Genomic DNA, 13158 nt, shown 5'->3' with positions numbered 1-13158 from the left:
TTTTAAAAAAGAATAATATTTCTTAGTCATATATTTAGCATGCTAAATAATCATTATATTTATCAATGTCATAGTTAGCAAGCTATTGTGAATTGTAGATCCACTACTTGCACATATGGAATGAAGGAGAAGAATTATATGCAAAAAAATAAGAAGATGCAATTGGCTCTACAGATGGTTTCGGGATACGGCGCTGAGTTCAGCGCTTGGAGAGTGCCTGGTACTGACCCAGCAGCTTATACAAATATAGATGGTTATGTAGAACGGGCGAAGATAGCCGAACAGGGGAAGTTTCAAATGATTTTTATTGCCGATACTCCTTCACTAACTGTGAACTTAGGCCCTCAGACGCCTGCGTTTCCAATGGATCCAACGTTGGCACTAATGGCCGTAGCGCGAGAAACGGAACACATTGGACTTGTTGCTACACTCTCTACGACATTCAACTATCCATACAACATCGCGCGGCAATTCAAAGCACTGGATGTAATTAGTCAAGGACGTGTAGGTTGGAATGCGGTTACTACATCCGATCCCTCAGCAGCTGCAAATTTTGGTGCAAAAGTTGCCAACCGCAAAGAACGGTATGACAAAGCACACGAAAGTATACAAATTGTTCAGGCTTTATGGGGGAGTTGGGAGTCGGATGCTTGGACACTTGATGTAGAAGGAGGAACATTCGCTGATATGGACAAAATCAAGCCAATAAACCTTCAAGGTCAATATTATGCATCTCGTGGCCCTTTGCCAATTCCCCCTTCTAAACAAGGCCAACCTGTTATATTTCAGGCGGGAGGAGGGGGTGAGGGATTAGAATTAGCTGGGAGATATGCTTCTGGCGTATACGCAAATCCATATGATATCGAATCAGCTCGTGAACAAAGACAAGCGATTCGGCAAAGTGCCGTTCGTTATGGCCGGAAACCTGATGATATCAAGATGTTTGCGGGTTTTATGTTTTCGCTGGCTTCAACCGAAGAAGAAGCCTTGACACGTCGAAAACAGCTAATGAAATTTAATCCTCAGGAGATTCCTAGTCGGGTAAGTTATCTAGGATCAATGATCGGTTTACCCTTATCAGTAAACTCGATAGATATTGATAAGGCATTACCTGCTGACTTGTTGAAGAATGCATATGCTCATCCAATGGACCCACGATCACCAAAAGCCTTGAAATTACTGCAGCAAGGGCTATCCATTCGCGATGTTCTTGCCCATGGGGTCATTAATTATCATCCTGTCGTTGCAGGAACACCCACACAAGTTGCTGATTTTTTAGAAGAATGGTTTTTGGCTGAAGCGTGTGACGGTTTCTCGGTCGTCCCCGATATAGCTTTTGATGGTGTTGCGGATTTTGTAGAGCAGGTTGTGCCACTCTTACAGGAACGTGGTTTGTTTCACACCGAATACGAAGGGAAGACCCTTCGCGAGAACATGGGCGTTCCCTATGAATATGGGATGCGGGTATTGAAATAAACAAATAAAGGAGAGGTTTTAATGAATCACACACTTGAGTTGCTTCATAAGCATACATCATTTCGTTCGTACACATCGAAACCCCTGGCTGAGGAACAAGTCGATGCGATTTTTAAGGCCGCCAGTCAAACTTCATCGTTTAGTCTTTTGCAGGCCGTGTCCATTGTTCGTATCACTGATCCGATCCTACGAAAAAAGGTGAGAGAACTTTGTGTTGATCAACCTTATATTGAAGAGGCGGCAGAGTTTTGGATTTTTTGTGCCGATTTTAACCGTAACCATCAAATTGCTCCGGATGTAGATATCGAATATATTGAATTCCTCTTGATTGGTTCATTCGATGCCGGGCTCATGGCACAAAATGCATTAACTGCGGCTGAATCTATGGGACTAGGCGGTGTTTTTATTGGTGCGGTCAGAGCTAATATTGAGGAATTATCAGACTTGTTGGGCTTACCGACGTATGTGATTCCCTTGGTGGGATTATGCATAGGCAGTCCCACGGGAAATAAACCTGAACTGAAGCCTCGTCTGCCTCAATCTATGGTTTTACTTGAAAATCAGTATCAGGCACTCGATCAAGATAAATTAGCTATTTATGACGAAACCATGTTGAAATACTATGAGAATCGTCCGATAAGAGCTCCTTTCACAGTAAAGAAAGTAACAGGATGGAGTGATCACATTCAGGATCATCTACAAAGAAGTATCCTACCTCAAATGATGGACTATTTGAACAAACAAGGATTTGCAAAAAAATAACCATTGTTCACGGAAACCTTTCCACGTATCAAAATTACATGTATGAGGTAAAATGACAACATTATCTAATATTAAATAGGAGTGAACAAAATGAGATTCGGAATCATTGGCGCAGGCCCCATTGCATTATCTGTTTCAAAAAAGTTGGTAAATAATAACCATGATGTGAAAATTGCAGATGCTCGTGGTGTAGAGCGTTTGGAAGGGAAACCACTTAACGCAACGCCTGTGAAGGTAGAAGATGTAATTTCCAATATTGATGTTCTCATCATATCTATTCCTCTTCATGCACTACCTAGTATTCGTAGTGTAGTTGAAAAAGCGGCGGATGAAGTTATTGTCGTCGACACTTCCAATTATTATCCTCAAATGGGAGTGAAAATTGATGAGATCGAGAACGGGATGGTTGAAAGTGTCTGGGTTACAAAACAATTAGGCAGATCAATTATCAAAGCTTTTAATAATTTGTTAGCCTATACTTTAGAACATGAAGGTAGACCGGAAGGTAGCAGTCGTCGCATTGCGGCAGCTATTGCCGGTGATGACATTCAGCAAAAGCAAACAATTATGAGCATAGTCAGCGAATTAGGTTTCGATACGGTCGATAGTGGGAATTTAAATGATTCATGGAGACAGCAGCCAGGAACACCAGCATATTGCACAGAACTAACCAAAGAGGAATTAATTGAAGCACTTCAAAAGGCAAATAAAGAACAAGCCCCATTTCTGCGGGACAAAGTTATGGATAAGCTGATCGCGGTTTCTGGTGGATTTTCGCATAAAGAAATCGTCAATCTAAATAGAGAAATGTATAATTCCTAAAATAAGTACTCTGATACTGATCTAAAAGAAGCGGCAGATGAGGACACGCAATAATGTCTACCTGCCGTTTTTTTAAATTCCGGGTCACATACAGTACGATTTCAAGAGAGATATTTGCTAAAAATGATGTTTTTGCACCGGGATGAGTTAACTTGAAAGTCAATTGACTCCTAAAATAACGTCGTGATACATTTAGTTTACTAAATATTAATCAGCTTAAAGGGAGGGATAATACATGACAGATGCAGTAGACTGTGACATTCGACAGTCTTTAGATCGGATTTCCTCCCAAATCCGTCGAAATTATAGTGAATCATTGAGGGAACTTAATCTTTATGTAGGGCAGGATAATTTGCTTTATCGTCTTTGGATGGGTGACGGCGTAACACAGATGCAGCTATGTGAACACTTAAAATGTGAGCCTCCAACAGTAACAAATATGGTTAAATCACTGGAGCATAACGGATTTATATATGACGGATTGTCAAGCTAAGTGCGACAGTTCCTCTGAAAAGGATTCGTGAGCGGTTCTCCAGCCCAAGCATTTTCGTGGTCTGTGGTTGATCAAGCGTAGAGCGGTCTCCAAGGATTCATCCGTAATTTGTGCAAAATCCGTCCCCTTGGGGAAAAACTCTCGCAAGAGGCCATTGGCATTTTCATTCGAGCCCCGTTGCCAGGAAGAATACGGATCTGCGAAATACACCTGTAGGCCATGAACTTTTTCCAGACTGGCATAACAAGCGAATTCCTTGCCACGATCGGCAGTAGCGGTTTGAAATGCACTAGGAGGATACTGCGAGGCTGCTACGCCAAAAGCAATTTCCATGGACAAAGCGGTACGGTCAGGCATGGGAATGGCGATGTACAGTCGAGTCTTGCGTTCGATGAATGTAGCTACGCAGCCCTTGCTTTTCCCACGGCCTGAGACGACCGTATCGAGTTCCCAATGACCGAAGGTTTTCCGGGAACGAACCTCTTTCGGACGCTGAGAGATGCTCTTACCCACAGCAAACTTGCCGCGCGTCTCTGCAGGCTTCTGCCGTTTCCCTTTGTGACGTAGGACGGCAAGCCCCCCTTTCACCAAACGGCCTGTATACAGCCAGCGATAGATGGTTTTAAAGCAGACTATAGGGTATCCCTCTTGACGGAGCCGTTCTACGATCTGTTCAGGAGACCACGTGGCATGCAGTTTTTCTTCTATAAGGACCGACTGCTGCGGTGTCCACTTCCCTGCGGAAACGGAGGACTTACGCCTTTGGACATAGCTCTCCTGAGATCGCTCGGCACAATAGGGCATTTGCATTTCGTTTCGACGAAGTTCACGGCAAATGGTGGCATGATGCCTGCCCAATTCATTGGCAATGGCTCGGGCACTTTTCCCTTGCTGGTGGAGGATTTCTAGCTTGCTGCGCTCGATTATGCTAAGATGTGTGTAGCTCATGGTGGATTCTCCTTGTGTGAATGTGTGTTGTGGTGACTTCATTCTACACGAATCCGGCCATGGGCCATTTTTTATTTATTTCCAGTAGGTGTCGCACTTCATATTACAATCCGTCATATCGCAAACGTGATGTACAAGATGCGCGAGTCATGCGTATTTATCTGACCGAAAAAGGAAAAGAATTAGAAAAACCAGTGGATAAAAAATGGAGGGAGCACCAAGAAAAATTGCTTTACTCCATTTCTGAGGAAGACCGTCTGATATTAAGAAAGCTAATGCAACAAATGGAGAGGAACATAATATGACTCTCTGTAGGAAGATAGGTATAACATTATTGGTTCATTAATACCATGATCCCATTAGAGTCGCTTTTTTGGTCATAACCCTGTCAAGTAGACAGTAATATAAAGACAAAATTTAAGCTGCGGCCGTTTCCCGGTATTCAACCGGGGAACGGTCGTTTAACGATATCAATGCCCGTAGTTAAAGAAAGAGGCTATGCTAAATACGAAAAAAGAAGTCGACCATTTCGTGGTAGACTTCTTTTTGTTCTATTGCACCGTCAAAATTTGTGGACCTTCAGCCGTAATAGCGATCGTATGCTCGTATTGAGCGGCAAGCTTGTTGTCCATTGTCCGTGCAGTCCAGCCGTCCGGATCCATTGTCATGAAGTAAGTGCCTTCGGTGATCATGGGCTCAATGGTGAACACCATACCTTCCTTGATACGGAGGCCTTTTCCTGGTTTGCCGACATGCATATAAGTCGGCTCCTCGTGCAGGTCCCGGCCGATGCCATGGGCGAGAAGGTCGCGCACGACGCCGAAGCCGTACGACTCGGCATGCCGCTGAATCGCGCTTGTCACGTCGCCGAGCCGATTGCCTACTTGTGCTTGAGCGATGCCGAGGTCCAGACATTCCTTCGTGACACGCATCAAATTCTCGGCGGTAGGCGAGATCTGCCCAACTGCGTAACTCCAGGCCGAATCGCCGAGCCAGCCATCGAGCTCAGCGACCGTGTCAATCGTCACGATATCGCCGTTCTCAAGTGGCTTATTGCTTGGAAAGCCATGCGCGATCACATCGTTGGGGGAGGCACAGATTGCATATGGATAGCCCTTATAGCCTTTCTGGTATGCCTTTGCGCCGTGCTTCAACATAATGTCCTCAAAAATGCGATCAATCTCTTTGGTGGTAATCCCCGGTTTAATAAGCGGCGCGATTGTACGATGGCATTCAGCCACCACTTGGCATGCCTTCCGAATAGCCTCAATTTCATACTTGCTTTTTAAAATGACCATGTTCGTATCAGTACTCCTTCGTTATAGCCTGCATGGCGAGATGGGCAATTCGATCGACGTCAAGGTCGGAATGGCCTGCATAATAGTACAGTCCACAGCAGCCGACCAGCACAGCAAGCATATGGTCAATGCTATCGTCTTCGCAGTGAGTAATCGTTTGAAGAGGAACGTACAGCCGTTCCATAAATCGACTCTTGGCGTGGTAGCGATCTTTCTCAGGCAGGCCTGCATAATGTTCCGCTGCCATTTTATAGACTAGAAATGCACGGGCGTCTGATTGCCACAGCTGGAGTAGCGCTTTGCAATAGGCCAACAGCTGCCTATCATCTGGTTGGCTACCACTAATGTTTGCCCATTCTGAGATACCTTGCTCGCATCTTTCAAAGCCGCTACACAACACATCTTCTATTAATAAATGCCGGTTAGGGTAATAATGGTACACTGTGCCATAACCAAGCCCAGCCTCGCGGGCAACGTCACGAATATCAAAGCTTCCTCCCGTGCGAAAGTAGGAGCGCGCAGCAACATCCAAGATCTGTTCTCTGCGCTGTAAGCGTATAAGCTCATTTTGTTCTTTGGTACGGGGGGACATAGCGTGTTAACCTCCTTATATAGACCTGCAAATTTGTCAATATAAAAATAATAATACATGTGGCAGAGAAATGCAAAACATTTGATGACGCTCGATAAAATGAAGTATTTTTAAAAAACTTGGTCAAATAATAAAATGGTAGAATAGGGAATATTGTTAACGAACGTAACGACAATGATCTGTGCTCCGCACATTCAGCAAAGCGTTTTCGAAGCAAAAAAACGTGACCGGACTGGTCGTTCACAGCGAAAAGGGGAGTAAGTAACACGTTTCATGCTTACCACGACATGCTGCCAAAGGTTGGCGCCCGAATCAGCATGTCTCACCGAGGAAATTGATATTCCGAAATCTTTAATGAAGTTGTCAGATACGCCCTTTTATTTTATGATATGATTTATTTGTGATTTAATGAAACTGGGTTTCGCTAAATGAAACAAGTGAATGGAGTGTTATAATGCCTATTAACTTTCACGAAGAAAACAACAGAATGACCTATACAACTAGGAATGCTGATGAATCATGGGTTTCTTTAATCCAAAATAATGTTGAAGTTATTGGTAAACAAGTTGTTGATATCGGTTGCGGCGGAGGCATTTATACAAAGGCCTTTGCAAATATGGGGGCATCACACATTACAGGTGTGGACTTTTCTTTGGAAATGATAAAGGGAGCTACTCAGAACTGTATAAATTACAACAACGTTGAGTTTGTACAGGGTAATGCTTATGATACGAAACTGCATAAAACTGAATACGATATTATTTTAGAGAGAGCACTAATACACCATCTAGATGATCTGAATAAGTGTTTCAAGGAAGCGAATCGCATATTAAAGAATAACGGCATCTTAATAGTTCAAGATCGAACACCCAAAGATTGCTTGATGCCAGGAAACGAAAGCCATCTAAGAGGATATTTTTTTGAAAAATACCCTAATTTAGTTCATAAAGAAATAGCGCGCCGCTATGATTCTTTAGAGGTAAGAAATGCACTTGAAGCTAATGGGTTTAGATTGTTTAGCGAAAGTCAAATTTGGGAAAAAAGACGTATCTACAATGATGTTGAAGCATTACGACAAGATCTTCAAGGAAGAACAGGTCGTTCAATCTTACACGAGTTAACGGATAATGAGCTTAAGGAACTCGTATTTTATATTGAAAGTAAAATGGATGAATCTCATTTTCCGATCGTTGAAAAAGACTCTTGGACGGTGTGGGTCGCTATCAAAATTTACTGACTTAACGGGAAACGATAGCATTGGGAAATGAAATTTTAGCCTAAGGTTAGAGGGATATATTGAGGGACAAGTGTCGGGAGACAAGAACATATTCACATGGAAAGTCGCTATTCAGCGACTTTTTTATTTTATTGTCACAATGTTTATGAGAGCTTCAAAATTGGTATGCAAAAAAATGCATACAGTGGTACTTAAAACATTCAAAATGTTCATGTTAGCATAAATCTAACAGCATGCTGTACAACTGTACATTAATCATAGCTATGATGATCCAACAGCAGCAATCGTTTGAAGTTGGAATGAAAGGGGCGCATATGAATGCAGCAGATCCCGCAACGAACAACATAGGCAAGCTGCCTTACGTTCTTGCGATATCATTTATTCTAATAATGGTTAGTTTATCCGTATGGTTACAACATGCAGAGATCATTTTACCAGAGGTTGCAGCGATGGCTATAGCCATGTGGGTATACAGAGAACCAGGGTGGATCAGACGTCCTTCCGTCATTTTCATTGCACCGACTGTAACAGCTGCGATCGGTCTGGCCATGAATCAGTTTCAAACCATTTATCCGATAAAGGTAATACTTACTCTATTTATAATGATGTTGTTTCTGAGATTAATTCGCTCGAATCTTGCACCCGCCATCGCTACAGGTCTGTTACCACTCGCCATTCATACAGAGGATTGGTCATTTGTATCGATTGTCTTTGCATTCACATTGACCTTAATGGCCGGAGTTGTCGTGTTTCAGCTTCATAAAAATCTCGCAGCGAAGTCGATGATCCAATACAAATATATGGTGATCTTCCTAGCTATCTCATTATGCTGGCTCAGTATTTGCTGGTTACTGGGTTATGAACACATGGCAGTGATTCCACCTATTTTTGTTGTCGTTTACGAATCGCTCCAAAAGCCGATCTACACAGCAAAAATGGCGTTTAAGCAAGGATTTACCCTAACGCTATCTGCTGCCGTTGGCACTCTCGTTTTTATACAGGTGGATTCGCAGGTGCTGGCTTCGTTCATCGATATGATTTTAGTCGTTGTGATATCACGCCTTTTTCATGCCCGAATTCCTGCCTTGTACGCTATACCGCTACTGACCTTTGTATTTCCCGAAGAAAAAGTGTGGAGTTTACCTCTTGTCACACTTTTTGCAAGTTTGTTTATGTTCAGCTTTATATTGTTATACAAATATGGGGAAAAGAAGACTCTGAACCGTAAACATAAGCTGGAGCAAAATGAGGGGTGCGACCAGAATTCTGTGTCGTCATCATAAATCATAACTCGGGTGCATTGGCAGAAAGCAAAATTTGGAGGATAAACGTATGATATTTGGCCTGATTGCAGCACTTTGTTTTGGTCTATCGGACTTTATGGTTACCCAGGCCACCAGAAAGGTGCAAACGTTGCCTGCCTTGCTCGGGATTCAGCTCATTGCTTCACTTTTGCTGGGAGGGTATGTACTTACGCAATCACCTCATATTGACCAAAACGCTATGGTATGGATTGGAATAGCCGGCATCTCTGTAGTCAACTTTGCAGGTACATTATTGTTATATCGAGCTTTTGAAAAGGGGACGTTATCCATCGTTTCTCCTATCGGCTCGGGATTTGCAGTGGTGACTGCTATTCTCGCTTTTATTGGCGGTGAACGATTGCCTTTCAATTCGATTATCGGTGTCCTGCTGCTGGTTATTGGTGTGTTGACGGTTACAAGATCAAGCAAAAGCATCGGACAACAAGTGACGTTATCGGGCATACCCGAGGCCATTATCGCCTCAATCTGCATCGGTTTTTATTTTTGGGCGATCGGATACATTACTCCTCACCTGGGTGTAATTCTTCCTGTACTCGTCACACGGATCATACAGTTTTTTTGTGCGTTTATACTTGTACGGGTTAAAAAAATTCAACTCCCACGCATAAACCTGTCTACCGGTTTGATTCTCGTTGCAACTGCACTGCTGGATACAGGAGCTTTACTCTCTTTTAATATGGGACAAACTGTTGATTATACCACAAGCACAACTGCCCTTACTTCATTATATAGTGTCGTTACTATACTTATGGCTGGATGGATTTTGAAAGAAAAGCTAACGAAGAGTCAGTGGGCAGGCATTGCCATTATTCTTTTCGGGGTCATTATCGTAAGCATCTAGAAAGGATTTTAGGATGAACAGAGTATACACCGTCTATTCATTGATTACCGATGCGAATGATTCACATCTATTAATGGTTCAAAATACAGGCTCAGAGACATGGACTCTTCCGGGTGGTAAAGTTGAACCTCATGAAACGTTAGAAGCCGCTGCCATTCGTGAAGTGTGTGAAGAAACAGGTTTACATGTACAGCTCCGGGGAGTCGTAGCTATTAATGAGTATATGAAAAAGGATGGTTCGGAACATGGCATATGTGTAACCTTCAGAGCATGTATATTGAGTGGAGTTGAAGCCATTTCAAGACCTGATGAGATCAGACAAATAGCCTGGACTCGTCTTGAAGAAGCGGATGCGCTGATGCCATTTTATGAGGAAAGTCTACAAGAAATCGTCCGAAAAAATGTGCAGGTATCCTATTTCGATGAAGGAGTCATCTGATTGTACAATGAAATGAATGTTAAATAAGGAAGGGCAAAGGCCCTTCCTTTTTGCTTGCAATTTTTAGATAGTCTCAGCTGATCATAACGGCTCACTGTATTGTATAAATTGCGCAAGAGCTTGAATTCCTTCGGAAATCTGAGCCTCGTTCACATTGCCAAACCCCATGATAAGGCTGTCATTGTACTGATCCTTGCGAATCGTGTATCGCTCGGCCGGGTAGATTTTGATACGATGCTCCTCAAGCTCCATTGCAGTTAAAAGATCGGCGTTTCGTCCTGGCCAAGTTGCGATAAGATGCAAACCCGCAGCATCACCCGATATTTGAACCTTGTCTCCAAACGTATCCGTTAACGCATGAATCAGGTGAGTTCTTCGTTTATGATAGATTCGTTTCATTCGCAAAATATGACGTTTCAGATGCCCTTCGTTCATAAATCGGGCCAATGTTAATTGCGGTAAGGCAGGACACTGCATATCGGTCGTACGTTTGAGCTGCACAATCGATTCTACCAACTCTTGCGGGGCCACAATATAACCGAGCCTTAGTGCAGGGAACATGTTTTTACTAAACGTTCCTACGTAGATTACCCGCTCTGCATCAAGCTCTCGCAAGGCATGAACAGGCATTCCTCCATAACGGAACTCGCTGTCATAATCATCCTCTATAATGTAGGCACCTGTGCTTCGAGCGTATTCAAGTAATTGGAGGCGCCTGCTGATCGACAGAATGCTCCCAAAAGGAAATTGATGAGAAGGTGTTACAAAGATGCATTTAGGCTTTACATCGGTTGGCAGCTGCTCTACACATAAACCATCGGCATCAACGGGCACAGGTATAATCCGGGCGTTCGTTTCAGCGAAAATATTATGAATAAATGAGGCCGTCGGGTCTTCCATTGCAATCGTTTCACCAGGCGTTAATAAAAGCTTGCCGAGTATCGAAAAAGCCTGGGTTGCGCCAGCCGTAATAATAATTTGCGATGGCTGACAGTGAAGGCCTTTGATATGGAGAAGATGCTCACAAATAGCTTGTCGAAGCTCAATATCGCCAGCCATATCCTCAGGGTATCCAAGCATAGAAGGAGGAAGATCATGATACACATCCAGCGCAACCCTTTTCCACTTCTGAAGGGGAACATGCTCGAGAGCAGGAAAGCTGGGACGAAAATCAATACAGGATAAATGATTCTCGCAGGCTGGGGAGACATTCTCATGCCTGTCAACAAGTTCTTCAGATTGTACATGCATTGGTCTGCTTGCACCTATATCTCTTACAAAGGTTCCTGAACCTTGTTTACCTTCCAAAAATCCTTCAGCTGTTAACTGCTCATATACCTCCACAATAAGTGCGCGTGAGACCCCAAGTTCTTTAGAAAGTTCCCGGGTGGAGGGAAGAGAGGTTCCTGCCCTGTAACTGCCTTGCATAATTCGGTCTCTAATCCACGAGTATACCTGTCTGGTTTTCGTTTCATTCCGTCCGGATTGCATGAGAGATCTCCTTTTCATTCTAAAGTGGTATGGTCAAAACGCATCAAAAATGGCTCTAATGATGACCAATATATCATGATATTATAAGTCATGCCAGATCCCATTTCTATAGAAAGAAGCGAATCGTATGAGAAACCGTAGAACTAATCGGCTTAGAGCACCAACGATGAGCGCAGCAGCTGAGAGTATATCTCCCATACCAATCATACCAAATGACAAAGAGTACAATTTGAATCGTTGGCTATGCGTTACCGCACTTTTTATGGCATCACTAAACCTGAGACCCATTGTTTCATCTATTGCACCTGTTTTGGGAAGTATTCAACATGACCTTGGCCTAAGCTTCTATTCCGGTGTTATGTATGGGAATACTCGCTCCGTTCTCAGTAAAATTGAGTGAAAAACTGGGGCTTGAACAGGTTATCACCTTCTCCTTGACGCTGATCGGAGGCAGCACAATTTTACGCCTGTTTATCCATTCCGCTCCATTGTTATTTTTCACTACATTGTTATCCGGTATAGGTATTGCGATGATGGGGCCTTTGTTATCCGGCTTTATTAAAAAGCATATGGCTGACAGAGCACCCTCCATGATTGCAATCTATTCTATGGCTCTAGCATTGGGTGCGGCACTTGGTTCGAGCCTTACTTCACCCTTGCATTGGAGGCTTCATTCGTGGCAAATGTCATTATCGTTCTGGGTGATACCTGTCATTCTCGCTTTGCCGCTATGGTTTAATGTACTAAAGCGACAGCCTTCTAGCTCTAAACTGAACTCAACCGTTTCATACAGGAAATCGTTAGAACTACCTTGGCAAAAGGGGAAAGCATGGATTCTAGCTGTGCAATTCGGAATGTTATCGCTTGTATTTTATTCCCTTTTAGGTTGGCTTCCCTTAATCCTTATTGGAGCAGGTGCATCCAAACTTCACGCCGGGCTTATGGTTACCTTGTTCGCATTGATACAAATTCCGAGTGGTACCGTTGTGCAGCAGCTTCTTAAAAGGCATCCTTCAAGACGAAACTGGCTCATCGTATCTTCCATGATGCAAGCTGCTGGTCTGTTACTTATTTTCTTTTCCACTTATTTATGGCTTGCTGTGTTCATTTGCGGTTTGGGATCGGGGATGCTGTTTGCACTGCTCAACTTGCTTCCGGTTGAACTGACTACTTCACCTGAAGAGGCGGCCTCATGGGCGGCTATGACTCAGTGCATAGGCTTTCTGATTGGAGCGTCCGGGCCATTCTTGACTGGTTATTTGCATGATCGTATGGGTCATTTTAATGCAGGAATATTGGCAATGGTATTCATCTCTATAGCGATGGGAATCCTATCCCTGACTATGATGTCTAAAGAAGATTCATTGATTTTATCAAAATAAAGGTTAAGAAATGTCAAAATAATAGAACGCAAAAAAGAACCTGGAGGTCTAT

At 43.2% G+C, this 13158-nt stretch carries 13 protein-coding genes; 9 read left to right on the top strand and 4 right to left on the bottom strand.

The genetic code is table 11. The annotated features are described in order from the left end of the window. Window positions 1–138 precede the first annotated feature (138 nt). From MHB49_RS18430 to MHB49_RS18415, 4 genes are all read left to right on the top strand, one after another. The gene (locus MHB49_RS18430) at window positions 139–1476 is read left to right on the top strand and encodes an NtaA/DmoA family FMN-dependent monooxygenase (protein ID WP_405152482.1); all 1338 of its coding nucleotides are present in this window, start codon (window positions 139–141) and stop codon (window positions 1474–1476) included. 21 nt (window positions 1477–1497) lie between these two features. Further along, complete coding sequence (gene nfsA, locus MHB49_RS18425; RefSeq protein WP_405152481.1) at window positions 1498–2238, top strand: oxygen-insensitive NADPH nitroreductase; 741 nt, start codon at window positions 1498–1500, stop codon at window positions 2236–2238. A 90-nt stretch (window positions 2239–2328) separates the two neighbouring features. Next, window positions 2329–3060: an NADPH-dependent F420 reductase gene (locus MHB49_RS18420; RefSeq protein WP_405152480.1), complete on the top strand. Its 732-nt coding sequence runs from the start codon at window positions 2329–2331 to the stop codon at window positions 3058–3060. Window positions 3061–3295: 235 nt separating this feature from the next. Beyond that, a complete protein-coding gene (locus MHB49_RS18415; protein WP_405152479.1) occupies window positions 3296–3553 on the top strand; it encodes a MarR family winged helix-turn-helix transcriptional regulator in 258 nt (85 codons plus the stop codon). On the opposite strand, the gene MHB49_RS18410 is transcribed toward MHB49_RS18415, so the two are convergent. The 3 genes from MHB49_RS18410 to MHB49_RS18400 all read right to left on the bottom strand — a co-directional run bounded on the left by MHB49_RS18410 (window position 3545) and on the right by MHB49_RS18400 (window position 6391). Beyond that, window positions 3545–4501 carry an IS30 family transposase gene (locus MHB49_RS18410; RefSeq protein WP_405152478.1) on the bottom strand — a complete coding sequence of 319 codons (957 nt, stop codon included), beginning with the start codon at window positions 4499–4501 and terminating at the stop codon, window positions 3545–3547. The two genes, MHB49_RS18415 and MHB49_RS18410, sit on opposite strands and share 9 nt — an antisense overlap. A 551-nt stretch (window positions 4502–5052) precedes the next feature. Further along, entirely contained in the window at window positions 5053–5799 is a 747-nt protein-coding gene (map, locus tag MHB49_RS18405; RefSeq protein ID WP_405152477.1) for a type I methionyl aminopeptidase, read from the bottom strand. Window positions 5800–5806: 7 nt separating this feature from the next. Continuing rightward, window positions 5807–6391 carry a TetR/AcrR family transcriptional regulator gene (locus MHB49_RS18400; protein WP_405152476.1) on the bottom strand — a complete coding sequence of 195 codons (585 nt, stop codon included), beginning with the start codon at window positions 6389–6391 and terminating at the stop codon, window positions 5807–5809. A gap of 454 nt (window positions 6392–6845) precedes the next feature. On the opposite strand from MHB49_RS18400, the gene MHB49_RS18395 reads away from it, so the two are divergent. The 4 genes from MHB49_RS18395 (at window position 6846) to MHB49_RS18380 (ending at window position 10233) form a co-directional block, all read left to right on the top strand. Continuing rightward, entirely contained in the window at window positions 6846–7628 is a 783-nt protein-coding gene (locus MHB49_RS18395) for a class I SAM-dependent methyltransferase (protein ID WP_405152475.1), read from the top strand. Between the two features lie 314 nt (window positions 7629–7942). Then, the gene (locus tag MHB49_RS18390) at window positions 7943–8911 is read left to right on the top strand and encodes a hypothetical protein (protein WP_405157174.1); all 969 of its coding nucleotides are present in this window, start codon (window positions 7943–7945) and stop codon (window positions 8909–8911) included. A 49-nt stretch (window positions 8912–8960) separates the two neighbouring features. Next, complete coding sequence (locus MHB49_RS18385) at window positions 8961–9794, top strand: EamA family transporter (RefSeq protein WP_405152474.1); 834 nt, start codon at window positions 8961–8963, stop codon at window positions 9792–9794. Window positions 9795–9807: 13 nt separating this feature from the next. Beyond that, a complete protein-coding gene (locus MHB49_RS18380) occupies window positions 9808–10233 on the top strand; it encodes an NUDIX hydrolase (protein ID WP_405152473.1) in 426 nt (141 codons plus the stop codon). Window positions 10234–10314: 81 nt separating this feature from the next. Here MHB49_RS18380 and MHB49_RS18375 read toward each other — a convergent pair whose 3' ends face one another. Next, window positions 10315–11724: a PLP-dependent aminotransferase family protein gene (locus tag MHB49_RS18375; protein WP_405152472.1), complete on the bottom strand. Its 1410-nt coding sequence runs from the start codon at window positions 11722–11724 to the stop codon at window positions 10315–10317. Window positions 11725–12077: 353 nt separating this feature from the next. Here MHB49_RS18375 and MHB49_RS18370 point away from each other — a divergent pair, with 353 nt between their 5' ends. After that, the gene (locus MHB49_RS18370) at window positions 12078–13106 is read left to right on the top strand and encodes a CynX/NimT family MFS transporter (RefSeq protein WP_405152471.1); all 1029 of its coding nucleotides are present in this window, start codon (window positions 12078–12080) and stop codon (window positions 13104–13106) included. Window positions 13107–13158: the final 52 nt, after the last annotated feature.

It is taken from the genome of Paenibacillus sp. FSL K6-0108, assembly GCF_045040695.1.
GTDB lineage: Bacteria > Bacillota > Bacilli > Paenibacillales > Paenibacillaceae > Paenibacillus > Paenibacillus pabuli_B.
Note: the sequence above shows the minus strand (reverse complement) of the source record. Positions and strands in the feature narration are given on the sequence as shown.

Coding starts and splice junctions, on each gene's coding strand:
- MHB49_RS18430 (WP_405152482.1), top strand. CDS start 139: ATGCAAAAAAATAAGAAGATGCAATTGGCTCTACAGATGGTTTCGGGA.
- nfsA (WP_405152481.1), top strand. CDS start 1,498: ATGAATCACACACTTGAGTTGCTTCATAAGCATACATCATTTCGTTCG.
- MHB49_RS18420 (WP_405152480.1), top strand. CDS start 2,329: ATGAGATTCGGAATCATTGGCGCAGGCCCCATTGCATTATCTGTTTCA.
- MHB49_RS18415 (WP_405152479.1), top strand. CDS start 3,296: ATGACAGATGCAGTAGACTGTGACATTCGACAGTCTTTAGATCGGATT.
- MHB49_RS18410 (WP_405152478.1), bottom strand. CDS start 4,501: ATGAGCTACACACATCTTAGCATAATCGAGCGCAGCAAGCTAGAAATC.
- map (WP_405152477.1), bottom strand. CDS start 5,799: ATGGTCATTTTAAAAAGCAAGTATGAAATTGAGGCTATTCGGAAGGCA.
- MHB49_RS18400 (WP_405152476.1), bottom strand. CDS start 6,391: ATGTCCCCCCGTACCAAAGAACAAAATGAGCTTATACGCTTACAGCGC.
- MHB49_RS18395 (WP_405152475.1), top strand. CDS start 6,846: ATGCCTATTAACTTTCACGAAGAAAACAACAGAATGACCTATACAACT.
- MHB49_RS18390 (WP_405157174.1), top strand. CDS start 7,943: ATGAATGCAGCAGATCCCGCAACGAACAACATAGGCAAGCTGCCTTAC.
- MHB49_RS18385 (WP_405152474.1), top strand. CDS start 8,961: ATGATATTTGGCCTGATTGCAGCACTTTGTTTTGGTCTATCGGACTTT.
- MHB49_RS18380 (WP_405152473.1), top strand. CDS start 9,808: ATGAACAGAGTATACACCGTCTATTCATTGATTACCGATGCGAATGAT.
- MHB49_RS18375 (WP_405152472.1), bottom strand. CDS start 11,724: ATGCAATCCGGACGGAATGAAACGAAAACCAGACAGGTATACTCGTGG.